The following is a 26,010-nucleotide window of genomic DNA, read 5'->3' on the forward strand; positions in this document are numbered from 1 at the left end:
AAGTAAAACTTGATCTCATTTCTCCAATTGATCTGTTTGCAGCGCTGGCAATGTACTCATTTGCTTTTAAAAATGCGGAGTTATCCAACACAATAGACTTGACCTGTTTGTAATCCTTCTACGCTCTTACTATACGCTAGTGCTGCACGAGCAGCAGATACAGGCTCATAACCTCTGAAATAGGGGGCGTAGTTATGCATGGCTTCAGAAATTACTGTAGGGCTCACGCAATTGATTCTGATCCCTCTTGGCATTTCTATAGCGGTACTTTTAACAAAACCATCCAATGCCCCATTTACCATAGCAGCAGAACTGCCATATTGGATTGGATCACGATTTAATATCCCACTTGTTAAGGTAAATGATCCATTATCATTGATGTATTGCAAGCCAAATAAAACCACATTAACCTGTCCCATTAGTTTATCGGCCAAACCGATTTCATAGTCATTTTCTTTCATATCCGTTAACGCGCCAAAGTGCACTTTACCAGTAGCTAATACGACCGCGTCAATATTGTTCAATTTTTTATACATGTCATCTATCGATTGTTTACTTGCTATATCAACCTGAATATCACCATTTTTATATCCTGCCGAAATAATATGATGCCTTGGACTTAATTCTTCAACTATTGCTTTTCCAATGGTTCCTGTTGCCCCAATCACAACTATTCTCATAAAATTCATCCTTTTTTCAGTTTTATAGAGACACTTCCCAAGTATAACAGTGTAACCTATGTTTGCTGCACCGGATATCAGGTGTTGGTTGTTGACATGAACTTAATACTTAAACTACACGGATTTACACTCCTTACCCGTTAATTGAATGAGTAGGCATTATCTTCACAGAGAGATTTTCATAAATCCTGAAGTGTATTTATTTACGGATAATGTGGAAAAAAAATAGACACAATGGTAGAATATAAGCAATATATGTTTTAGAGAAGTATCGTTATGGTGCAACCTGTTGATCAATCTGGTTTTGAATTACTAAAATCTGAAATTTACAAAATTTTTCCTGAAGTTCCTTCTGATGTTTTCCATTATGATTTTACACGTCTTGAAGCAGACGAATATTTAAAACAATTTCCCCATTTGCCCTTTATCATTCGTAAAGCAAGTGTAGAGGGTTTTTTTGCTATCGATAATTATTTATCTAGTGACTTGAAATTTGGACACTTACTCATAATGCCACCTGAGAAAGGGAGCACCGAATTTAAATTGTACCAATATCAGCAATCAGTATTAACAGAAGATAACTTTTCCTTAAGTGAATATATAAAAGAGTGTCATGTGCGTGTCCAAAATAAACAAAAAGAAGATGCCAATCCAGTTAAAGAGCAATGGCATAAGTTTAAAAAACAATTAAGAATCATCCCTTCTGATAAAGTAGCTGTAATGAGTTTACCAAGCCTGGATAAGAGAAAAATTGCGTTATCTGCTGATGAGTTACAGGAACATGCCAGGAACTATTTTGGTTTACAATGGCCTGGTGATGGGCATACTGGTTTTGCTATGGCAAAAGCATTATGTGCCCCTTTTGTTGTGTTGCGCTCAGAGGGGAATCGTGAAGAAGTTAATAAAGTTTTATCAGATCACATAGGCGATAATAGCTTGATCGTGATCACTGGTCATAGTAGTCCGGATGGCGATTCCATTTCAGGTAATTATATTGATATAAACGAGTCTGAGAAAAAGAGCCTATTTAATAGTCAAGCTGAGCGTGGGCCTGATGATATAGTGAGTTCTGCTATGGAAGCAGGCTTGAAAGCAGGGGATCATATCACTGTTTTGCTTAGCATTTGCTATGGTGGTTTGGATACCAAAGGATCAGATAATAGTTTTGCTCATAAATTGGCCAGAGAATTTGCAAAACAAGGAATCAGCACTACCATTATTGCGAGTGATAAACCTGTAAAACGTTTTGGTTATGGGGTGATGGTAGATGATAAGCTGAATTTTGATGACAAAGTAGGTATGGCAGGGAAAGATGTTTGTGTGTTTTTTACGGAAGTCAATGGTCCTACCACAAATCCTGATATTAAGACTTATAAGCCCAATGAGCCGATTCAATTATCAAAAGAAGGATTAAGCTTTATTGATCCTAATCATCTGGAATTAGAAGAAAAAGGTCCTAAAGAGAACCAGCTTGTGATAGCAGCAAGAGAAGTAGAGCATCTTAAAGAAATGGAGCGTCAAAAAGAGCAAGAGCGCCTTAAAGAAGCCGAACATCAAAAAGAGCAAGAGCGTCTTAAAGAAGTGGAGCGTCAAAAAGAGCAAGAGCGTCTTAAAGAAGTGGAGCGTCGAAAAGAGCAAGAGCGCCTTAAAGAAGTCGAACGTCGAAAAGAGCAAGAGCGCCTTAAAGAAGTCGAACGTCAAAAAGAGCAACAACGCCTTAAAGAATTGGAACGTCAAAAAGAGCAACAACGCCTTAAAGAATTGGAACGTCAAAAAGAGCAAGAGCGCCTTAAAGAATTGGAACGTCAAAAAGAGCAAGAGCGCCTTAAAGAAGTCGAACGTCAAAAAGAGCAAGAGCGCCTTAAAGAAGTGGAGCGTCGAAAAGAGCAAGAGCGCCTTAAAGAAGTGGAACGTCAAAAGGAACAAGAGCGCCTTAAAGAAGTGGAACGTCGAAAAGAGCAAGAGCGCCTTAAAGAAGTGGAACGTCAAAAGGAACAAGAGCGCCTTAAAGAAGTGGAACGCCAAAAAGAGCAAGAGCGCCTTAAAGAAGTGGAAAATCGAAAAGAGCAAGAACTTCCCAAAGATAAAATCTCTGCTCCAAAAGACCCAATTCGTGAAAAATCTCAAGCGGAACGCAAATTTGAAACTCAGCTTAAATTACTAACCAAGAAAATAGAAGGTTTGGAAACTCGTAAAAAGCAAGCAGAAGTAAATGGAGATGTTAGTGGATATAAGAGACTAGAGGCGGCCGTAACTGCAGCAACCGTTTTACATAAAAAACTGAGCAAGGAAGGAAAAACTTATTTTAAAAATCCCACTGAAGAGAGTTATAAATTGTTTAAAGACCATTGTGAAGGGCACATCAAAACAGCACGAAAAGAGCTTGATAAGCATAGAGGATGGTCCGAGTTTTTAACAAATCTGGCCTTGGGAATTTTAACTGCCGGGGTTGGCTTATTAATTAAAGGTGGCATTAACCTGGCCAACAACAAGTCCTTCTTCTTTGTACATAAAACAGACTCAGCTAAAAAACTGGATGAGATTGAAGAAGCAATTAATAAGGCTGCTCCCAGTGCCTGAAGGCATCTGCAAATAATTGTCTTGATAGTCTGTTGAGACAAAACTATATCAATGGGGTTTTTGTTTTTTGTGATGAACATTCATAGGCAAAAGGAATGATACTGACTTCATAATCGTTAGAGTTCAGCTAAATATAATAAAAATATTAGCTATACTTAAAATAAATAAAGAGTCTTTATTATGGCTGTATATGTCTAGTGAAATCGAAGAAGTCAGCGATTTAATTACGAGTGATAAGCTCCATAATAAAAATTGCTTTAATTACTTAAGAAACCTGAAATTACCGACTCGATTATTACAAACACTCCCGCCTAATCTATCAGAGCTTGCTGAAATTCAAAATCAACCACCAGAAAAGTACAACCCTGATTTTGCTTATGGCGATCTGTATAAACGTTTTTTTGATTATATTGATGATAAAACAGTCATTCATGATCTATATAACAAAACTCTTCCTGAATTAAAAGAAAAAATTGAATCTGAACTTAAGCTCGCTAAGGCTCAACTGGAACAGCAAGAACGAATCAAGGATGATTTACCTGAAGGGCTGAGATCCCCAATGCGATTGTTCCGTAAGAATCTTGAAGCCAAGATAAAAGCATTAGAAATGGAACAATCCACGATAGAAGAACAATTTGATGATTTGTTCATTTCTATGTATGTTAATAATAATAAAATTTTAGAAGAGACCTATGAAATAATTAAAGATATCACTCTTCAACACACACCAGTTGCACCTGAAATTAAATCCTCAATAGCAAAAAGAACCAAAGACAAAAAAGAATTAATTAATAAAGAATCGCAAACGCCTTCACAAGCGGAATCTACTTTTGCACGGGTGAGTTCAGTATTTTCAGATACCTATAAACCACAACATACTACAAGTCTAGCCACTGAAAGACATTACAAATGGAATGAAGGAAGTCCGGTTAAAGAGGTACGATTCGGTACTCAAGGACAAAGACATGAAGGGATAGAGCAAGTGAGTCCAGCTTTTGAGAAATTTTTATCCATTCAAGCCAAACGAGCTCAAAGCAAAGAGATGCTCGCTGAACCAATAATTACCCACATATACTTCAATAACTTGGGAAGAGACAGAAATGATTTTGAAGGAAAAAAAGAAAAAGCTTTAACACACGAATTAGAAAAACTTGAAAAAAGACATCTCAATATAGCAGTGATTACCTTACCTGCTGACAAAGGTTTAATGGACCATCATGATTATCAAAATACGGCACCAACGCATCAATTTGACGATGTGAGAGAAGAATTTCTAAAAATTGCCAGTCAAGATTCTACATGTGCACTACCTATCAAAGATTTTTACATCAGTGAGCGAACTCGCAAGTTATTATTTAAAGATGAAGAAGGCGAATACAGTATTGATACGGAAAGAAAAAAACTTGGAGAATTAATAGATAAGAGCTTTGCAGCATTAAATATAAAACCGGGAACAGTATTATCTCCTGCACAAAAACAGGCCGTTTGGTTCCATTTTATTAAGTCTGAGTTAACTAACCATATTATTGATACTCTTAAACCTAAAGATCTCGATGCTCAGTTGACTATTAATTTTAGCTGTAAAGATGCCATAGACAGAGGTGGGGTATCATCTGCTTACTATAATTTAGTCAATTCATTTGAAAGAAGTCATTCCCCTATGAGCAGGGAAGAGTTTGAGCGCGCACTTCATGCTGCTCCAACGATGGTTAAAGGTAGAGGAATGAATGATCACATAAAAATATTATGGAATTGTGTTGATTTATATGTAAATAAAAATTATGAAACCTTAAAGCAAGATCCTGAACGAGCATGGCTTATTGAATGGCGGGATCTGAACTGCCCGAAAGCTCGTGTTCAAGAGGTATTAAAAAATCGTCTCCCACAATTAATGACAGAATTAGAAGAGGCTAGACAAAAAGAAGAAAGCAAGCAAGATAATAAAAACACTAGTAAGCTTGAAGCGATTCAGAAGGGTATAGAAATATTAGAAAAAATTCAGAATCAAGTAGATCAAGGAGTAAGTGGAAAACGGTTACTCTTAGAAGCTGCAGTGCGTACACCTACTATGGTTTTAAATCCTACTGAAGAAAACGTAAAACAGTATGAAAAACTATCTGATAAGCTTTCAATAAAGTATCCAGCATTAAATGTCATTGGAGGATTAATGAAGTCCTTGGTTGGTTTGGTTGTGTATGCAATTTCTAAAGGAAAGAAACAAGACATGTTAAATGAAGGTTGGGCAACTGTAAAGTCAGGATTAGAGGTGGGTACTCGAAGAGATTTACAATCAAAAATGAAAGAACAACTAAGAGAGTTAAAAGCAGAAAAGGTCATCGAACACAATAAAGAAGATACCTTGACTCATGATTATAAAGTTCTAACGAGTTGATATATATACATAAGTGAGGTGAAGTTAATCAACAGGTTTCAAATGAAAAAAGGTTGCTTTTTTATAGGCAACTGAGCTTCATTTAGTGGGGTTGTTGATTTCTACTTTCTTCCTCATTTTGTGAAGGCTTATCTGTATTTTTTATTGAATTGAGTTCTTTTTTAAGGCTTATCGTTTTTTCTATATTTTTTATTGATTGTTCCATTTGTTTCTGACGGTATATATAAACCAAACTGCTCCCAGTTCTTATTGCTTCAGTGATACTGGATGTTATTATCGCAATAAATTGCATGAATTTTTTTAAAAAATTAGTGCCATTGTCTGCAGAACTTAATTTTTTAATAAAAACAGCATCATTAGGTAAAGATTTAACTTTTTGAGCACGTTGCTTTATAGAAATATCTCCATTGATTAATTCTTTATTAATATTATCGACATACTCTTTGACATCCCGATTTTTAGGGGGCAGTTTCGCACTAAATATACGAAGCCTTTCGTAAGCCTCAGAAACTATTAAATAGTCAGGCAAATTCTTTTTTTCAAATTCTTTAAGCCCTTGAAGTAATTCTTTTGAACAGTCGTCTGCAGATAGAAAACGATCTTTATTTTTTTGGTAATATTTTCTGGCAACTTGTTCATATTGTTGTGCAATAGGTGATTTAAGAGTCGTATAATCCAGATGATTTCGTAAAGAAACTTCAAACTGCATATCCAATAAAGCTTTTTTAGTTTTATTTAAATCTTTATCTTCAATTAAGGCTAATTGTTGTTTAAGAAAATCTATTTTATCGTTCTTAATATCCATTGCAAATGCTATTTCATGATTTGATGGATCTGTAGCTAGTTTTTTCTTTAAGGATTGTAGCTCACCTTCGGTTTGCTCAAGGAGTATATTGATATAGGTTGTATCATCTAGAATAGATAACTTTTTATTAAAAGGCATATCTAATTCTAAGGCAGCTGATAAGAATAATTGATTAACTGCAGCCATAGCTGGATTAATTAATGTTCCGGGTTTTAAATTAAGGTAGTCTTCTTCTTGAGATAATTTTGTAATTAGGTCTTTATATGCATTTTCTTTTATTTTAGGAAAGTCATAAGTAACTAAAGTATTGACCATACCTGCTAACTCAGCGGTCTGAGCACCTGCACGTTGAATTTGCTCTAATAAATCAAGAAGAACTTTAACTGTTGAAATATTAAAACCGTAATTTTCTTCTAATTTTCTTTTCAACCGCTTAATCTCTGCTTGCATAAACTTTTCATTCGCTAATTGTTTTCGAGTTAGCGAACGTACAACATTAGGCTGTTTCTCAAATACATCTTTATACCTGGCACGTAAATAGAGCCTTGCCTGCTCTAGCTGAGGAGAAGCCAAGTGCATGTATTTTACACCAAGTTTTGCGGCTTTTTTTCCTGCAGGTTCATCAAGATCGATTTGTACCTCACGAACTCCAGCTTCAAAAAATGCTTTTTCAATACGACGGTCTCTTGGTTTATTTCTTTTTAGCAATTCTTTATGGGCTTTATTAAGAATAAACTGTAGATCAGCCCAGTCTTCTTTATTGTAATCTAAAGATTGAATTTTTTTACTAAAACTTAATATTGCGCCTGCTAGTGGGCCGTAGTGTTGTTTTAATTCAGGCGAAAGTTGTTCTACGGCAACTTTTAATTGTCGGGCATGATTCGCGATCTCCAGCAGTGCTTTTGCCTGAGATACAAGACTGTCACTTTTTTTCATTTGTTCAAATTGCTTTAAAGCGGTTTCTAAATGATATAAACCATTTTCAACCTCTTTAATTTGCCTTACCATGAGAGGATCTTTATCATTGATCACATGCAATGGTTCGTCATGAGGTTTGTGTAAATAATCTTGAACCCGACTGGAGAAATTATTTCTAGTGATAGAAGAAAATTGCTCCCGCATCATGACGACAACAGAGGACATTTGCAACTCTTGAATGTATGCCAAATTACCGCGAACTGTATTAAGAGATGATGTTGCTATTGGTTTTAGTTCTCCAGGACCTACAACAGGTTTCTCGCGTTCCAGAGCTAAAAATTTACTTCGTAATTCAGGAAGATTTATTTTTTCTGAGTTATCAGACTTAAGCCCAAAAGATTTTGATTTCACATAATCAATGGCTTTATCAAGGACTGCAATTTTTAATTCATAGGATTTTTTGCGTTCATTTAAATAATTATCAACTGCAGGCTCTAACTTTATTAATTGAGAGATTGTCGCTTTAATTTGCTCTGTTTTTTCAGGTTGCGAAGTTTCAAGTTGATTTAAAGCCGCAACGAGTTCATTGCTTAATTCTAAATCACTATTTGCCATAGCTGATTGAATCTTGACAAAAGCAAGACGTAATTCGGCCAGTTTACTCGGTGTTATGTCTGAAAGGGATTGGTCGGAATATTGTTTAAGAATTCCGAAAAAAGTCTTAGCGGCTTTTTGTTGTTCTTCAATTTGAAATAATTCAAGCCAATGTTCTGATTTTTTAGTTATTAATTGTTCCCTTCTCGTTTTACCCATATAAAAGGAGAGAGGGATGGTTTTTAATTTAGTATTGGGTTTGGTTTCAATGACTTCATTCAACTTGTCATTAATTTGATCTAATTCAAGAGCAATAGATGCTGATAAAAGGCCAGGGGCTAAATAATGGCGAGTCTCTATTTCATCAAGCATCATCATCAAATTGGGATAGCCTTCTTTTAACCATTCCTGGTACAGCTGTATAGTGGCCTCTTGTAAATTCGTTCCTTCCAGTTGAATTTTTCTATTTAAATCGATAAGGCCAGAGATGGCTCTGAAGCCTTTAAATGCATTCATTAAATAGGCATTTTCTTCAAAAAACAATTCAAATACCGAGCCTATCGCTTCAATTTTTTTGCTATCGATTTTCAATTCATCAGAGGACTTCTCCGAGCGTTGATCTAATGAACTTGAAATATTATTCAATAAAGTAGGGAGCTCTGAAAATAACTTAACCAATGAAGCGGTTTGTGTTACTTCATCAGAGCTAGGTTGAACTGTATTAATTCCTTGACCTAGAATACTTCCAAGCTTTTGCGTTACATCTAAAGCACTAAACTGACTTACCCAGCCATGCTGCTTAACTAACTTGTTTGCTTCAATAATCACTGGCGCTATTAAATCATGATTTTCACGAATTAAATTGTGGATATCCGAAGAATCCTCTGTAAATAATGTAAATGATTTATATACTTGAGATAGGGCAGCCACTCCTTGATGCACTGCGGCGATCTTACCTAATCTGGTACTCGTATCTATACCATGCCAGGTTTTAAGAGCGCATTCTGCATAATACATGCTGTTGATTATTTTTTTAATTGTGGCTATTTGAGGAGGATCTTGATCAAGATTAATAAAAGGAACGCCATCTCTTTGCGGATTTAGACTTTCAGCTATTGGCGGAGACAAAGTTGCTTTAAACTTATTTAATAGTAATGTTCGAGCAACACTGATTTTATTAGCATAATCCAACAATTCAGTAGTTTTTTCTTTTGAGGAAGGTGTGACACCTTCTTTTGAAGTTTTTTCAGTTCTCTTTTCAGTATCTTCAGGTAATTTTTTTGTTTTTTCTGGAGATGTCACAGGCGGGTTTTTGGGTTCGACATGACCTTCTAACATGATAGAAGGAGGAAGGGCGTCTCCTTTTTTTAACTGTTCCAAGGAGGACAAATCATTGTCCTTATAATTGATATCTGAGAACGATAAGCCATAGGCCATGATTTGCTGTAATAATGGAGCTAGAGCTTTTTGAGAATCTGGGGAAAGTGCCTTGACACTTGATTTTAATTTAGAAGCTGCAGAAGCTATTGCAATAAAATAACGCAATCGGATCATAATCCCATAACTTAAATCCAAGTTTTCAAAATCTTTAAGAGATTTTTCTAATTGATATAAATTATTTTCAACTTCTTTAATTTGTTTCACTAAGTCTGGATCATCATCATCATTGATTTTATATGGCAAGATTGAAAAAAAAGCTTGATATTTTTCTGGTAGATGGCGACGAATTAGAGTGTCTATATTTGTCCTTGTGTCGTGAACTGTTGCTGATAATTTCATTTCCTGAATAGCAGTAAGTGTTCCACGAAGATTAACTAATGCCGTAGGTTTTACCGCAACAAACTTGGATGGGATAATTTCCGTTTTGGGAATTTGTTTTTTTAAGGTTGATTTTATGGTATCAATGCGTGTTTCAACTTTATATTGAAGTGAAGTTTGTTCTATTTTATCTAGCCCAGTTCTTAATTTTTCACGAGTTTTTTCAGCTACCATGATCTTAAATCGCTCAGAAGCAATTTGATTTGTCATAAAACGATCAACTGATTCCTTAGTTCCCAATATTTTATCAACATCATAACTTACTACATAACTGGCTACATAACCTAAACCGTCTCTGGCTAAGTCCCACCATGATTTTGGTTTGGGTGGAGTTTTTTCTGGGCCAGTCGTATTTAAAACGGCGGTTAACTGATTTTCAAGCTCTAAATTAGCATGAGCCAATGCTACTTGTATTTTGGGATATAGTTGCCTTAATAATATTCGATCTGGCTCTGTAATTTGCGAGAAAGACATCCCTTTATATCTTTGTAAGATATCATAAAAATCATCAGCAGCAGCTTGTTGTTTTTCAGTAGCTATAATAGTTTGTACACTTTTAACCTGAGTGCTATTGATTCGTTGTTCTCTAAGTTTCTTTAATGACTCTATTGTTACAACTCGCTCAGTAATACCAAAATTGGACTCAGCTAATATTTCATTGACTTGTTTACCTAAATGTTCTGTTTGAGAACATAAGTTTGTGGTTAAGCTGCCTGTTTTTAAATAATTTTGTTGCTCTAATTGATCTGCTAATGTGATTAATGTGGGTAAATAGTGGTTAGCCCATGAAACATATTGCTGAATGGATTTCTTGCTAAAATCAAAACCATCGTCTTGTATGCTCTTAAACCATTCTAATAAATCCTTTATCGCTTTTGAGTTTTCAAAATCACTGATACTTAATTTACTGATAAAAGGATTATTGTCTAAATCATCGAGTAATGAACGAACTAATTCTACGGCTTGTTCTTTCTCTTTTTCTGTCATCTCCTTCTCTTGAAGAGCAGATACCGTTTCTACTAATTTTGATATTTTTGAAAAGGTTTCAACAAGAGGATGCGTATTATTCCATTTATTGACATCAGGTCCCAATAAATCCATGCCTTGAAAGATAACTTTGGAAGCCTTGTCAGTAACATCCATTTCCATGAATTCTGATAGCCACCCAGAGTCTTTAATTACCGTATACGCTTGAGTAAATATTGGTTCAAGTAAATTATAATTGTCTGCTATGACGCCTCTTATTTCAGGAGTTGCGTCATCGAGCAAACCTAACGATTTGTAAATCTGGATCAGTGCCTGAATTAATTGTGGTGCTGCTTTGGCCTTACCCCATAGTGTACTGGTATCAATGCTTTCCCAGCTTTTAAAAGCTTCTTCTGCATGATAAAGACAATTAATGACTTTTTTTAGAGTTGCAACTTGTGGTGGATCATCTTCAAAATTAATAAAAGGAACACCAATAGGCTGTGGAATGAGTTTTTCTGCTAAAAGATCATCTAATTGAACTTTAAGGGCTTGAAGTAGCAAACCCCTGGCTTCATTGATTTGTTGTGATAGCAGAATTTCTGATGAATTATTGTGATTTGGCATATCTTTTTACTCCTATACTTAATGTTAGCATGCCGACACAAATTTGACTAATATGCTCTTAAAGTATTCATAGTTTTCTATGCATATAATCTTCAAATTTCAATATTTTTATAACAATAACTCGGGATTCGATTTCTCATTAAGAACCGAGGAACTTATTTGGAGTCTATAAAAACAGGCGTTGAGGTTATGCTGCAGATAAATAGAAATTTAGCTTAATGTGGATCAATAATAACAATTTCGCTTGTTTATAATACTTGAATTAGCGAAGAGAGTTCACGTAAGGCAATAAAAAACATGGTGTAATCAATATTTTCGCTTTCTAATAGCATTTCCAGCAATTTTTCCCAGCGTTGTTCAATGTGGTGGTTTTGCTCTAACCAATAATTTATTCGTTTTTCAGCAGTATGCACTTTTTTATTGGTCACTAAAATTGCAATAGTTAAGCGTCTTTGAAGGTTATCTAATTCATCCCGTAAAGACAAACGTGCCATGGTATTCCAATGACCTTCTCTCGAATCACTGGCAATTTGATCGCGAAACCAAATGAGATTAAATTGACTACCCACTTTGAAGTAAACTTCTGCTGTGAGGACTAAATCAAATTTATTTTGTGTGGCAACTTCAATGATATTTAATGCTGTATAGAGAGCACGAGTCACGGCGATTTTTTGAGCCATATTTTTTTCAATGCCAATACTAACGAATTGATTAATGATCTTTTCAAGGTATTCTTTGGTCACGCCGCCCATCAGATTAGGAACCAGTTTTCCAAGTTTGCTTATTGATTGACCATAATGAGTAATGTTTTTTGCGATACCGCCTTCAAGGCGCTTGTTATGTAAAAACCAGCGCGTGGCTAAATTGAGTAATTGCCGAACATGATGCAGTAATTCGTATTGTGTTTGCACCGATACTTTGTTGTGCAGCGAATCAATAAGCTTTTGTAAAGCATCAGTTTGATAAACATTCGCCGCAATCGTATAAGCTCGGGCAATATCAGGAATGGTAAGGCCGGTCTCAGTCAGCATTCGGTACATAAAAGTAATCCCCATGCTGTTAACAATCTGATTGCTGAGTTGAGTTGCTATAATTTCACGGTACAACGGATGCTTTTGCATGGCTTTCATATAGGGTTTTCGCAGTGAGGGGGGGAAGCCAGTTTCCAACACTGTTGTAAAGTAAGAATCATCAGGTAAATCGGATTTTAATAATTCGTTAGCAATATGAATCTTTGTATACGCCATTAAAACAGCGAGTTCCGGTCGTGTGAGCCCTACACTTGCGGTTTTGCGCTCCAAGAGTTTCTTGTCATCGGGGAGAAATTCGACACTTCTGTCTAAGTTGACCCACATTTCCAATTTTTTAATGTAGTCTTGATATAAACCGCTATATATAGTGGTATGAGCTGCTGATATACTTAAAATTAAGGCCTGATTGTAGTTATCCTGTAAAACAAGATTGGCCACTTCATCGGTCATTTTTCTCAGCAATTGATTGCGTTTTTTTTCAGTGAGAGCACCCTCTCGGACCTCTTTATCTAAAAGAATTTTGATATTAACCTCATGGTCAGAGCAGTTAACACCTGCTGAATTATCAATCGCGTCCGTATTAATAAGGCCTCCTTGCAAAGCAAATTCAACTCTTCCAAGCTGGGTAAACCCCAGATTTCCTCCTTCTCCTACGATTTTGCAACGCAAGTCCGCACCATTAATGCGACAAAATTCATTAGTTTTATCTCCAACATCCGTATGCGATTCAGTGGTAGCTTTGACGTATGTTCCAATTCCACCATTAAATAATAAATCCACAGGAGCTTTTAATAGAGCGCGAATAAGATCATTAGGTGGAAGAGCATTTGCTTCGATAGCCAGTGCTTTTTTTACTTGGGGGCTTATGGGGATGGATTTGCTAGAACGTTTATAAATTCCTCCCCCTGCGGAAATCAGCTGAGAATTGTAATCTTCCCATGACGAAGTGGGTAATTGAAATAATCGAAGCCTCTCGTCATAAGACTTTAAGGGATCAGGATCAGGATCAAGAAAAATATGGCGGTGATCAAACGCAGCAAGCAATCGTATATGTTTAGAATAAAGAAGGCCATTGCCGAAGACGTCTCCACCCATGTCGCCAATACCTACTACTGTAAAGTCTTGTTGTTCAATATTGATGTTGAGTTCGAGAAAATGTCGTTTGATGGATTCCCAGGCGCCACGAGCGGTAATGCCCATTTTCTTATGATCGTATCCTGTTGAACCTCCGGAAGCAAAAGCGTCGCCTAACCAGAATCCATAGTCTTTGGCAATGCTGTTGGCAATGTCAGAAAAAGTTGCTGTTCCCTTATCAGCAGCAACAACCAGATAAGGATCTGGTTCGTCATAACAGACAGTATTATGTGGAGCAATAACCTGATTGTTTTTGAGATTATCAGTGAGATCCAGCAAACCACTAATGAACGATTTATAACAATAAATCACTTCTTGCAGCGTTTGTTCGCGATTGGTTAAATGCTCATGTTTTTTTAAAACAAAGCCTCCTTTTGCGCCAGAAGGTACTATGACTGAGTTTTTTACTTTTTGTGCTTTCATAAGTCCCAGGATTTCAGTACGGAAATCTTCAGGTCGATCCGACCAGCGAATGCCGCCTCGAGCAACTTTGGCACTACGTAAATGAATTCCTTCAAAACGGGTTGAGTATACAAAAATTTCATAAAACGGTTGACCCGGTGGCAAATCAGGAATTTCCGAAGACTTTAATTTGAACGAAAGGTAATTCTTAGGATGTCCTTCGAGATTTGTTTGAAAGTGATTAGTACGTAGAGTTGCTGTTATCAAGGCCCAGAAGTAACGCATAATACGGTCTTCATCAAGGCTGCTAATGGCATCAATGCTTGTTTGAATTTCTTTTTCAAGCGCAGTCATTTCTTTTTTGTGTGCTGTTTTTTGTTTAAGACCAAATTTTAAATAAAAAAGGCGAATCAAATTTTGCGCAATACTCGCGTGCGCTTCTATAGTTTTTTCAATATAAGCAGGACTGTAGCGGATGCCGATTTGATGCAAGTACTTCGCATAGGCCCTTAGAATAGTAATATCCCTCCAGGAAAGCCCCGCACGTAATACCAATTTGTTAAAACCATCGTTTTCACAAACACCAATACTAATTTTAATGAAGGCTTCAGCAAGAATGTCTTTGACTTGCTCCAAATTGAGTGAATCAAGTTGTGAATAGGTCACATTAAAATCACTGATCCAAAATACTTGCCCTTCTTGAGAGGTGATTTTATAGGGATGTTCGGTGTAAGTGCGCAGTCCCATGTTTTCAAGCATGGGCAAAATGTCGGAAAGAGGGATTGGTGTTCCATAACGATAAAGCTTAATGTGCAAAGGATATTGTGAATGCTTGGTTTCATAAAAATCAATCCCAAGTGGATTATCTTGGGAGAGTTTTTCTATTTGTAAAATGTCCTTGGCTGTTTCCTCGACTGAATGTTGCTCACAATAACTGATTGATAAGCCTGCTGCATACTTATCAACTAGTTGTTTCCCTTGTTGAGCCTTGGACCGTTGTGTTAATTGCTTTTGTAACTTATCTTTCCATGAAGGTGTCATCATTCTTAAATTCCATGAGAGATATGTTTTAATCGTTACTAAAAAGTATAGGCTATTTCGAAGAAGAAAATGAAAATAGGCTAACTGATCCAGGTTTTTTACTAATGAGTAAAAGACAGAAATTGATCCCATTATTTGGTGATTGAAGAACTTGGGGCATACTAATTTTAATAACAGAGTTACTCAAGAATTTACCAAACTTGTATACAATAGTGTGATAGGTAGAAAAATGCTGTTTTCTATGGTTGGCCAAGAGGAGAGTGCTAGTTGAGTTACTCTCCTCTCATGGCAATTTAGAATTTGGCTATATTACAATTTTTTTAGTATACCCCCTCGTTCTTTTAAGCCTATATTGCTTAATTTATTTTCTAAATCAGCGATGTCTGAAATGATAAATTTATAATGCCCACTTATATTTTGTGTGGTAACCCCAAGATCTCTACTTAAGACGTTTTCCCTTAAATGAGTTTTAAATTCGCGATCACGTTTGGTTTCAATAGTTATTTGGTTGCCATTTATGGAGATAGTTGGTATGTCGTGGCGACTAATATGCAAATTGTCCAGATGTTCTATTAGTTTCTTAAGAGTTTCTTCATTTTTGGGATTGTACGTTGTTAAGCCCTCTATTCGAATACCATAGTAATTAGTCATTGGCTTCGCATCAAAAAAAGCTATTTCCTGGGTCGTATCTTGTTCATTTGTATTTAAGGACATTCTTTTTTCTTCATGATGCATATATATTTTGAGACTTGATATTAAAGAGAGCATTTCAGAGAGCTCACTTGGAAAACCGCTAGAGCAATCAGCGTTTTCAATAATTCTATGTAAATAGTTTACAAAATTAAATTGATGATTCATCTTGTTAGAAATTGAAGTTAAGGCTCCTTCTTCTAATGGATGTTTTTTCAAGTGAGAGTAAAGCGCTTCAATTGGCTCGGTAATTTTACTGATAAAATCATCGGAATTGAGAAACCAGGTTAACCCTCCATGCTCCTTAGCCCCCTCTTCAAAAGCTTTTAATAAATTTTCCATTAATTCCAAGGTATCTCCCTCAATTTTTGCGCTTTCCTGTAAAAATGGTGCTAATTTTAGGCCCATTGAATTACTATAAGCAGAAAATACTTCCTCAATGGACAATATTTTATCTATTTCTTCTATTGTAAAAGGTTTCTGTGGGTAATGAATGAATTCTTTGCTGAATCTAAAATCATATAGGTAGCCTTTTAAACTAATGCAATCAATAAAATCTTGCACTTGATAAGTATAATCAGTTCCAGATTTAAAAGTAGGGTTGATGTCGCTCATAATAGTTCTCCTTGCCTTGCAATCCAATAATCCTAAAATAAACAACAAATTATTTTAATTTTCTAAAAATACACCCCTGTTAATTGTAAATTATAGTATCATTTTTATCAAAAATTGTTCATTTTGGTTTGTGGAAATATATAAGTAAGCCTTAATAAAATGTTAAGAAAATAAAAATATAATACAGGACTTATTCACAAGACAAAGCATCCATTGTGTATAAAAATATACTATTTTTTTCAAATTTTAGTCGTATGCGCTGGAGTGAATACGATGGTAATCGATATCAAAGTCTTTGGGAGCACAATAAGCGAGATATTAAACACACATTTTTCGGTACTATTGCAAACGGAAGAGATTTGCGAGAAGTATTATTCCAACCCATTACTGCCTCTTTTTCGATGTTAGTAGCAGGGGCATTCGCACAATTATTGGTGCCCTATTCAATTTTTATACTCTGCATGGGTGAGGCGGAGTTTGCGGGTAAAACATTAATTAATTATTTGGAAATAACTACTTTTGCTTTGGCAATGCCAGCTATCGCTTTATTAAGTACTATAGGTCGATGTTTTGCAACTGTTAAATGTTTAGTTGAAGACCAATACAACTTGACAGAGATGGTTGAAGATAAGGATGTTAAACCAAATAAAATCTATCTTGATTTTACCGAAAAAAATTATACTGTCACAGACAAAGACAATAATCAGATCATTAGAAAATACTTTAGATTCCAATACAAAATGAGGGACCCTAACGATACACTTTGTCAAGGAAGTTTTACTTTCTCCGATTTAGAGCGTGCTCCTGAGGATGACGATTTCAATGGGAAACTTTCAAGCCTCACACTTTATAAATATGACATCTTGGATTTGATAAAAACAGTTCATAAATTTGAAGAAATGGAAGACGATAATGTAAGTCGTTCATCCATTGATATTAAGACTAATTAGAAAATCAGGTTGTTTTTTTGCTGGAAGCAATAATGGAAAGAGATTATTTTTCTCAACTACTTGTTACTTAGAAGGTCGCGTTATATCGTTTATAAATGATATCATTTGTTCCTGCCTAAATTTTTGATGTGCCAACTTAATAATGAGTTGTTGAGTTGGTAAAGCAATACAAAATATAGTGATGGATTAAATAAAATTATTAAGGGATTAAGATTGTGCGATTATTTTACGGCTTATTAGGTTTTATGATGTTTAATTTGGTGGCTTGTGAAAAAATGGCATTAATGAACACACCTCAAAAAAAACCACAAGTATCTAGAAGCCAACTGTCTGCTCAAGCCGAACGATATTTTTGGCGAACTCTTCATGAAGGTCGATATCAAGATATTCCTAAAGCAGATTATTTATTAATGGTCGCTTATATTGAAAATCCCTATGATCCGAAATTAGCTGCCCATCTTGGCTTTGTTCATATTTGGAAGATTACGGAGCGAGAAAGAGTAAAAAACAAGTCTCCATTGATTCCTAATCAAATCATTTTGTCTAAAAAATACTTTGCTGATGCTCTGCAACTTGATCCCAAAAATCCAATTTATCAAGGTTTTTATGGTGATACACAATTAGTGGAAGGGCAGATTTTTAAGGATAAGCAAGAAGAGGTTAAGGGATATTTTACTTTAAAAAAAGCAATACATAATTGGCCTGAATTTAATTATTTTACTGCAGGGTATCCAATGAGTAGCCTAGATGCCGATTCTGATCATTTTAAAGAAGGCTTGGATTGGCAATGGAAAACTTTAGATATTTGCGCAGGTAAGAGGATAAACAGAAAGAACCCGGATTACACTCCATTTATGAATAGGGAAACAATGGTAGGTAAGCAACGGGCATGTTGGAATTCAATGATCGCACCTCATAATTTCGAAGGATTTTTTATGAATATGGGGGATATGTTAGTTAAATCAGGAGACCCCGAAACTGGTGTAAAAATATACAAAAATGCAAAATTAGCCAATAGTTACTATAAATGGCCTTATAAAGAAATGTTAGAAAAACGCATTTTAAATGCTAAATCCAATGTGAAATATTTTAATCAGAAATCTAATAATCCGCATCAATCAGTTATGTTTAATTCAGGTTATGGTTGTGTGGTTTGTCATCAGTACTAAAAACCGGTAACCACTCAACCGAGGATTACTTAAGACTTTTGCTCAATGTGTCCAAAATTAAAATGAAGATACTATTCAAAGAAAATGATATAGTTTAAATCAATCTTGGCAAAGAACTTAAAAAAGAACATGCAAAAAATTACTATTTATCATAATCCTCGATGCTCTAAATCAAGACAAACATTGGAAATACTTCAAAACAAAGACTTCGAACTGGTTATTATTGAATATCTTAAAACCCCACTTGATATGGAGCAATTGAAAACATTACGGTCTCATTTTGATCTCAAAGATTTCGTTCGCACCAATGAAAATGTTTTTAAAGAGATGGGGTTGTCGTTGGATAATGAAGCGCAAGTATTACAAGCCATGTTAAAAGAACCCATATTAATGCAACGTCCAATCGTTACATTCAAAGGCAGAGCAGTCATAGGACGTCCACCAGAAAAAGTTCTGGAATTGTTTGATTAATATTTTTTGTACGATATAAATTTGCCAAGTACCATTGTTACGATCATCCAAATGATCGGGTCACTTGATTATTATGAGGGGATATGTTTTCTCCTATGCTGGAGCCATCCAATGTTTAGACTGTTCGTTGTAAACAATTTTATACGGACTTACAGCATAGTAATTTATAGCGTAGTAGAAAGTAAATTATGACAACGGAACCTGGAACAGGAAATGACAAGTTGAATAAGAAAATTATCCAGTGGGGTTGCAAATACCTTTCATCTCATGGGTATACACTAAAAAGCAATCTGCCAGAAAATGTGAAAAACACACCCTGGTCTTATGTGGTCCGCTTTGCAACATCCGATGGTTACATTTATTTGAAACACACGCCAAATTTGCTCGCATTGGAAGCGAGCATTATCCAGATTTTACATGATCAATTTCATGTTTCTGTTCCAGAAGTCATTGCACACAATGCTGAATTAAATTGTTTTTTAATGAAAGACGCGGGCAGGCCGTTGCGAGAAACTCTGAAAAAGCAATTCGATGCCTCATTGCTTTGTAAAGCTATTGATCAATTTACATCGATTCAGTTAACCGTTACAGATCATGTCAATAGTTTTCTTGATATTGGTGTGCCTGATTGGCGATTAGATAAATTGCCTGATTTATATAGACAACTGCTTTCACAAAAAGAGATATTGATAGCGGATGGACTATCAGAAAAAGAAATTAATGAATTAGAAAAACTGCTTCCAAAGGTTTCCGATTTATGTCAAAAATTATCCAACTTTGCGATCAAACCAAGCATTGTCCAGCCGGATTTTAATGACAATAACACACTTATAGACGATATATCGCGAGCTATCACAATCATTGATTTAGGTGAAATAGTGATTTCACATCCATTTTTTTCATTGATTAACTGTTTGGGGCAGGCAAAAAAACACCATGCGCTGACAGATGAAGATGAAACATATCTGCAGCTTATGGATGCTTGTCTTAAAAATTATATGATTTTTGAGTCTAAAAGACATTTATTAGATGCTTTCGCGACAGCACGCATATTATTTTTTATTTATGGAGCATTGTGCGATTATCGGTTGATGATCGCATGTGACAAAACAAGATTTACATCATCGTTTCAAAGGCATGGAAGACCCAGTATTTCATTGAAAGAATTTATGAGTGCCAAGAAATAGGAATAGGTTTTTGCGAGAATATTTTCTATGAATTCAATGAAAATATCTGCCAGGCAAAGTTTCAATAATATACCCGATGACTGGGACAGGATACTGGATTGTAATAAAAAATTCGTTTCCCGGAGAGAACAATACAAAAAGCTGTCGATTAGATTGTATGAATGCAGGTTATGCAATAGACATCTTGTATAACCCACCTCATTTATTTTATTGCTGCGTTGTAAAGGTTTCTGCAGTGCTTATTTACGCTATGTAAACTTCATTCTTCGAAACAATGTTCGATTAGTATTTCGAAGGGTTATTCTCTCTATAAAACCTTAGAGAGAATAACCTTTTAATTGTGAAGCAAACTGCCTTAACACTATTAATCCTGATTCTTCTGCCTGTTTACACCATTTTTGTATTAAGTTAAGCAAATCATTATTAGATAAGGAGGTTTTCACCCATATCTGCTGTAATAACTCACGATAACTATGAACAGCCTGTAGGTTTTCATGTTGATTTAGTAAGGTTTTCAATCGCAATTGGTCAGAGTGAGATAGCTGATCGTTCCGTTTTTTAAGTAAATGGCGAGCACCCTTTAATTCTCGATTTTTTATGCGGTATTGTACATCACGCAGAGTAGGGGATATAACCAGTTTGTAATAATCCGATATGATTTGAAAGCGATTGCCAAGAATGACCTTTACTGAATCCATATCTATATAGGCTTTATTCTTGTCAATAAATAATCTCGGAGGTAATTTTTTTACTTTTGCAAGTTTTAAAAAAGATAAGCAACGTATATAAAACCATCCTAAATCAAATTCCCACCACTTAATTGAAAATTTAGCTGAGGAAGCGAAGGTATGATGATTATTGTGTAATTCTTCACCAGCAATCAATAAGCCCCAGGGAAAAACATTAGTTGATGCATCAGATGATTCATAATTACGGTAACCCCAATAATGTCCTATTCCATTGACAACGCCGGCAGAAAGAGGAATCCACATCATTTGGATTGCCCAAAGAGTAATTCCAAGAACTCCAAACATTAGAAGATTAAGTAGGAGCATTAAAAGTATGCCTTTATTAGAATATCGAGAATACAAGTGGCGTTCAATCCAGTCATTTGGAGTACCATAAGAATATTTTTGTATCATATCTTTGTCTTTAGAGGCCTCACGATATAATTCTGGAACTTGCCAAAATACCTTTTTTAAAGTAAATACTTGTGGGCTATGAGGATCTCCTTCCACATCAGTAGTGGCATGATGTTTTCGATGAATTGCGACCCATTCTGCTGTGACCATTCCAGTTGTTAACCAAAGCCAGAAACGAAAGAAATGACTGATAATTGGATGTAAGATCAGTGCGCGGTGAGTTTGATAACGATGTAAATAAATGGTAACAGCAGCAGTGGTGATTTGGGTCAGTACAAGACCTGTCAAAAGGTATCCCCATAAGGTCAGATTTAAAAAACCAAACATATTGTCTCCTCTCATGTGCCTAAAATGGTGTAATTCACTAAGTATAAACTAATCTTCAGTGTTTATTTTTCGCTCCGCCGGCATTTAAAAATTAAAAAACCATTATTTAAGCATGCTTATTAAAAGCTGTCCCGGATTTTTTTGAATTATTATGATACCCAGGTTTTTGTGATACATACTGTTGTATCTTGGCCGAGGCTGAATCTGAAAAACCATATGAAAATTCAAGATTCTTAATTTTAATGCGCTCCAGTTTTTGACTTACTGGCCTTTTGCTAATTTTTTAAAACTCATTATTTTCCTTATAGGTAAATATTTATGTTGGAACTCCGAGATTAATCACTCATTATTTTTGTGATTAAAATGAGATATTAATTAGAGGGGACGAATGGGCGACAGTCAGTATTTTGAAAAAAATTTTATAAACTTTGAAACTTAATTATAACAGTTAGTTATGAAGATGTCTTATTTATTTTCATTCAGGCTCGGATTGTTAAAAAACATACAAAGTGTTAAGCTTTCTGTGAATTTAATTGTACGCGCAATATTCTTTTATGATCGTTTGAAGATCATCCTCTTACTTTCCTCTAGATCATTGTTCGTTAAAATGTTGAGAGGCAATGATGAAACAGAAAAAAATATATATTGGTAATTTACCATTCGGAACAACGGAAGAAACATTAACTATTGAATTTTCTAAATACGGAAAAATCGAAGAGATATTCTTGATTAAGGATCGATTAACAGGACAAATGAAAGGATTTGGATTTATAACATTTTCCTCTCAGCTCGAAGCAGAGTCTGCTTTAAAGATGAATGGACGGTCAGTTGATGGACGCCCATTAAAAGTTTGTATGGCTCAAAAAAAATCTAATTTGGTTTCGCGTAGTCGCCGGTAAGATAGAATATCTATTTCATTCTGTTAAATATAGACTCCAGTAGGATTAGTCAGGCTTAATAAGAACCAGTACATTCTCGTTTCATTTCGTTAAAAAATACCATGGATCGCGAATCTTCCTTTCACTCTTTGTTTGTTATAATGACTAGGGTCTGTTGACAATTCTACTATCTTGGCCAAAGTGGGATGATTTTATGTGCTCCGATACTCACATACTTCGTGTATGCTGCGTTTCGGTGCTCTAAAATCATCCCATTTTGGCTCAATCTAGCGAATTGTCAACAGACCCTGGTTAAACAAATTTCTTGTTATATGACAGTTTACTCTTTACTTACAAGATCAACTCATTTCTAAATAGTTCGCAAAATGAGCTTGAAGTTTTTTAATTTTTCAAGGTAAATAGGGGGGAATATTAGTTTTTCATCATTCAGGTGAATGTCTGTTCAATTTTCGGGAAAGGAGTGCTCAATGTACAACAAAATGTTTAAACCCTTGGATACAGACACGATTTTATATTTTAAAATGTACAGTAATTTTACTGATGAAAGATCAGATAACTGTTGTGCATTTATTTTAATGCCCAGTGGGTTACAAAGACATTTGGTGTCTTTGCAATCCATTCAATTTGGTTTTAATGAGTGTGGTGACATTCTTAAGGTTGTTATTATCTATTCCGGTAATGCGGAAAATATTCAAAAAAAAGCTCGAGAAACGATGGATGGTTTTGTGAAGCTTAAGCTTCAACATGAAAGAGGCGAGCAACTTTGTGTTTTTGATGAAGAAAGGAATATACTTCATCTTGGATTAGTGCCCTGTAACGATTCTCAGGCTTATTTATTGGATATTATAGCCTTTATTAAAGAAAGTTATCGTTTGAAACCTGACTTTGCTGAGGACATCAAATCACAGCTTCTAAATAAAGAATATCTGGCGCAAGAATTTCTCCGTTTGCGATGGAGGCCACCTGAGAAAAAATCTTTTTGTGCTGTCATGTAGGACTTGGAGTCTTTCTCTTCATGATATTAATTAAATAATAATATGAAATTTTTCAATGGATTTTTGCATTATAGTTTTCTTTTATTCATAAATCGCAATAGCGCTTGATTTATGCAATCACCCCTTGACAGCCACAAGGTCAAAAGCACAATATTATTTATTATATCAGGGACTAGGATTTTCATTGTTCAAAAAGAGATGGCTGATTTTGTTGTGTGTTTTATTGAATAATGGGTGTTTCTTATTTGGGCCGGATTACAAGAAACCCAATGTTAACATACCTCAGAAATGGCCAGACCAGTATCCTGCTCAAGCCAAGCAATCAGCTTATTTGCCTGGCCTGTATTGGTGGAAACAATTTAATAACCAGGAACTTGATGACTTTATTCAAAAAGCATTACACAATAACTACCAGATTCACCTCGCCATGGCGAATATTGAATCCGCACAAAGCCAGTTGGAGCAAGTAAAATTAAATTGGTTACCCAATCTTACAGCTCTTGCAGGCTATACCCAGTTTCCTGTTTTAGGTAACCCGGGCACTACAGTAATAGCATATCCTGCTTACATCGTTAATATCTTGCAGTTATATAAACAACAAAAAAGTGCAAAAGCCATGCTGGAAGCCAGTATTTATGCCAAATATTGTGCGAATTTGATTGTGATAGCCCAAACTTCCGCCGGTTTTTTTACCTTAATCGCTCAAAATGAGGCTTTAAATTTATATAATAAACTACTTAAGGATTATAGAGTTTATCTGAAACTTACTCAAAGCCAATATCATTCGGGTTTAACATCTCTGGACAACATTACTCAAGTCCAAAGTCAGATAAAACAGATTGAAGCGCAAATTAAGATTACAAAACATAACATTTTAGTCAGTAAAAATGCATTGCATTTTTTATTTAATGAAAATCCTGGAGACATCCAAGTCAATACACCCTTTAAAAATATTAATAGTAGTAAACTTATTCCAGAAAACTTACCTGCAAGTGTTCTAAGTGCAAGGCCTGATGTTCATGAGGCGGAAGCTTTGTTAAAAGCAGCACATGCTGATGTCGGTGCAATAACAGCCAATCTGTTACCATCTATTAACCTGGGGGCCTATCTAGGAGAAGGTTCCAATATTAAAGGGGCAATTAAATTAGGACAGGCTTACTTGAATGGCCCAGTAATCGATTTGCCACTCTTTGCCCAGATTAGTATAGGCAAAGCTCGATTTAAGACAATATATATCAAATACGTTACTGCCATTCGTGAGGCTTTACGAGATGTGGCGAATGATTTGTCAGCTTACTCCGCCTATAGCGAACAATTAAATAGCAATAAATCAGCTTTAGTAAATGAGAAACAGTTATGTCATTTAACAGAAGTTCGCTATCGTCATGGAATTGATGACAATTTAAATTGGATAAAATGCCAAATCAAATTGGATCAGTTTGAACTGATGATAAATCAAAATAAACTGGAAAAGATGTTATCCATGGTCACTTTATATCAAGATTTAGGAGCTGGCTACCATGGGAATTGATCAGCAAAAAACGATCCGCACGTTACGATTATCTCTTACTTGTATTTTTCTTTTTCTTATTACCTGGTATTACCAGGTTCCAGAGAGCGCATGGACTTTAGTGACCATATGGTTTGTTATGTATGAATACTCCACTGTCGGTGGAGTATTTACGAAAGGATTTTTGCGTTTTACAGGTACTGCTTTAAGCGCCATATACGGAATGATTATCGTTTACTTTTGTGCAAATAACCCATTGATCAACATCATGGCTTTGGTACCTGGTTTATTTCTTTATGCTTATTTTTTCATGGAGGGAGATAAAACGTATATTGGTACCATTGGCGCAGTAACTCTTACTATTGTGCTACTGAACTATAATGACATAGATACTGCTGTTCTGAGGGTATTTAATGTCATTATTGGGATCATAGGCTCCATGTTTATGATAAGGTTTTTTTATCCCCAATATGCTAGAAATAAGGTGTTAGAAGTTCAATTAAGCTTTATTACCCAATTAGCGGATCTTTTAGAAAGCTATCTGGATCCAGAAAAATCATTAGCTACGATCCATACTGAATACTTGGAACTGGAACATAAGATACTCGATGGTTTTACTTTTTATAATCGTCATATTAGCGAAGCCAAAATAGAAACAAAAAATGCCGCATTTTTCATACCTCATTCAATAGCTGCCATGCAACACTTCAGGCGTTTATTTCGTTTGTTTAGCGTATTTATTTATTATTTATCAACCGAGGAGATTCGAGCCGACCCATGGGTATGTGATCAGCTGAGTAAGCTTCTGAGCAATTTACGAATGCTGCAACGAAAATTGCTGAAACAAGATGAAGAGCCAAAACAGACAGAAATTTCTGTTGGAGAGCCAGTAGTGGAAGAAGAAATAATTATAGAAACCCCGAATATTCAAAACAAAATAGCAACAGAGGCCATTTTAAATAATATGCATAAAGAAACAACGCTGTTTGATATCGAAATTGAGAAAATAATATTAATTTATGACGTATATGAGATTAAGCTGGATGAAACATAAAAATTCACCTTAA

General features: G+C 35.3%; 15 protein-coding genes. 10 read left to right on the plus strand and 5 right to left on the minus strand.

Annotated features, from left to right (window positions below; genetic code table 11):
- Positions 1-80: 80 nt before the first annotated feature.
- Positions 81-680 (minus strand): short chain dehydrogenase, encoded by a 600-nt coding sequence (locus ACZ5EK_RS01320; protein ID WP_464430998.1) that lies wholly within the window; start codon positions 678-680, stop codon positions 81-83.
- A 276-nt stretch (positions 681-956) separates the two neighbouring features.
- Between ACZ5EK_RS01320 and ACZ5EK_RS01325 the strand changes: the two genes are divergently transcribed.
- Positions 957-3,260 (plus strand): hypothetical protein, encoded by a 2,304-nt coding sequence (locus ACZ5EK_RS01325; RefSeq protein WP_464430999.1) that lies wholly within the window; start codon positions 957-959, stop codon positions 3,258-3,260.
- A gap of 190 nt (positions 3,261-3,450) precedes the next feature.
- On the plus strand, positions 3,451-5,652 hold the full coding sequence (locus ACZ5EK_RS01330) for a hypothetical protein (RefSeq protein ID WP_464431000.1): 2,202 nt from the start codon (positions 3,451-3,453) through the stop codon (positions 5,650-5,652).
- A gap of 82 nt (positions 5,653-5,734) precedes the next feature.
- Here ACZ5EK_RS01330 and ACZ5EK_RS01335 read toward each other — a convergent pair whose 3' ends face one another.
- The 3 genes from ACZ5EK_RS01335 to ACZ5EK_RS01345 form a co-directional block, all read right to left on the minus strand.
- Positions 5,735-11,380, minus strand: coding sequence for an SdhB (locus tag ACZ5EK_RS01335; protein ID WP_464431001.1), 5,646 nt, complete (start codon positions 11,378-11,380; stop codon positions 5,735-5,737).
- A gap of 248 nt (positions 11,381-11,628) precedes the next feature.
- Positions 11,629-14,991: an NAD-glutamate dehydrogenase gene (locus ACZ5EK_RS01340; RefSeq protein WP_464431002.1), complete on the minus strand. Its 3,363-nt coding sequence runs from the start codon at positions 14,989-14,991 to the stop codon at positions 11,629-11,631.
- Between the two features lie 306 nt (positions 14,992-15,297).
- Positions 15,298-16,293 (minus strand): hypothetical protein, encoded by a 996-nt coding sequence (locus ACZ5EK_RS01345; RefSeq protein WP_464431003.1) that lies wholly within the window; start codon positions 16,291-16,293, stop codon positions 15,298-15,300.
- A 215-nt stretch (positions 16,294-16,508) separates the two neighbouring features.
- Here ACZ5EK_RS01345 and ceg9 point away from each other — a divergent pair, with 215 nt between their 5' ends.
- From ceg9 to ACZ5EK_RS01365, 4 genes are all read left to right on the plus strand, one after another.
- Complete coding sequence (gene ceg9, locus ACZ5EK_RS01350) at positions 16,509-17,243, plus strand: Dot/Icm T4SS effector Ceg9 (RefSeq protein ID WP_464431004.1); 735 nt, start codon at positions 16,509-16,511, stop codon at positions 17,241-17,243.
- A gap of 215 nt (positions 17,244-17,458) precedes the next feature.
- Positions 17,459-18,412, plus strand: a complete 954-nt coding sequence (locus tag ACZ5EK_RS01355) for a hypothetical protein (RefSeq protein WP_464431005.1) — start codon at positions 17,459-17,461, stop codon at positions 18,410-18,412.
- 129 nt (positions 18,413-18,541) lie between these two features.
- Positions 18,542-18,883, plus strand: coding sequence for an arsenate reductase (glutaredoxin) (arsC, locus tag ACZ5EK_RS01360; protein ID WP_464431006.1), 342 nt, complete (start codon positions 18,542-18,544; stop codon positions 18,881-18,883).
- 188 nt (positions 18,884-19,071) lie between these two features.
- On the plus strand, positions 19,072-20,070 hold the full coding sequence (locus tag ACZ5EK_RS01365; RefSeq protein ID WP_464431007.1) for a phosphotransferase: 999 nt from the start codon (positions 19,072-19,074) through the stop codon (positions 20,068-20,070).
- A gap of 317 nt (positions 20,071-20,387) precedes the next feature.
- Here the strand turns inward: ACZ5EK_RS01365 and ACZ5EK_RS01370 are convergent, their stop codons facing one another.
- On the minus strand, positions 20,388-21,539 hold the full coding sequence (locus ACZ5EK_RS01370; RefSeq protein ID WP_464431008.1) for a DesA family fatty acid desaturase: 1,152 nt from the start codon (positions 21,537-21,539) through the stop codon (positions 20,388-20,390).
- 623 nt (positions 21,540-22,162) lie between these two features.
- On the opposite strand from ACZ5EK_RS01370, the gene ACZ5EK_RS01375 reads away from it, so the two are divergent.
- The 4 genes from ACZ5EK_RS01375 to ACZ5EK_RS01390 all read left to right on the plus strand — a co-directional run bounded on the left by ACZ5EK_RS01375 (position 22,163) and on the right by ACZ5EK_RS01390 (position 25,997).
- Positions 22,163-22,438 carry an RNA recognition motif domain-containing protein gene (locus ACZ5EK_RS01375; protein WP_464427619.1) on the plus strand — a complete coding sequence of 92 codons (276 nt, stop codon included), beginning with the start codon at positions 22,163-22,165 and terminating at the stop codon, positions 22,436-22,438.
- A gap of 467 nt (positions 22,439-22,905) precedes the next feature.
- Entirely contained in the window at positions 22,906-23,433 is a 528-nt protein-coding gene (locus ACZ5EK_RS01380; protein ID WP_464431009.1) for a hypothetical protein, read from the plus strand.
- A 184-nt stretch (positions 23,434-23,617) separates the two neighbouring features.
- Entirely contained in the window at positions 23,618-24,964 is a 1,347-nt protein-coding gene (locus tag ACZ5EK_RS01385) for a TolC family protein (protein ID WP_464431010.1), read from the plus strand.
- Complete coding sequence (locus ACZ5EK_RS01390; RefSeq protein ID WP_464431011.1) at positions 24,954-25,997, plus strand: FUSC family protein; 1,044 nt, start codon at positions 24,954-24,956, stop codon at positions 25,995-25,997. The genes ACZ5EK_RS01385 and ACZ5EK_RS01390 overlap by 11 nt, the downstream gene beginning before the upstream one ends.
- The last annotated feature ends 13 nt before the right edge of the window (positions 25,998-26,010 follow it).

This window comes from Legionella sp. JM-2024 (genome assembly GCF_055389095.1).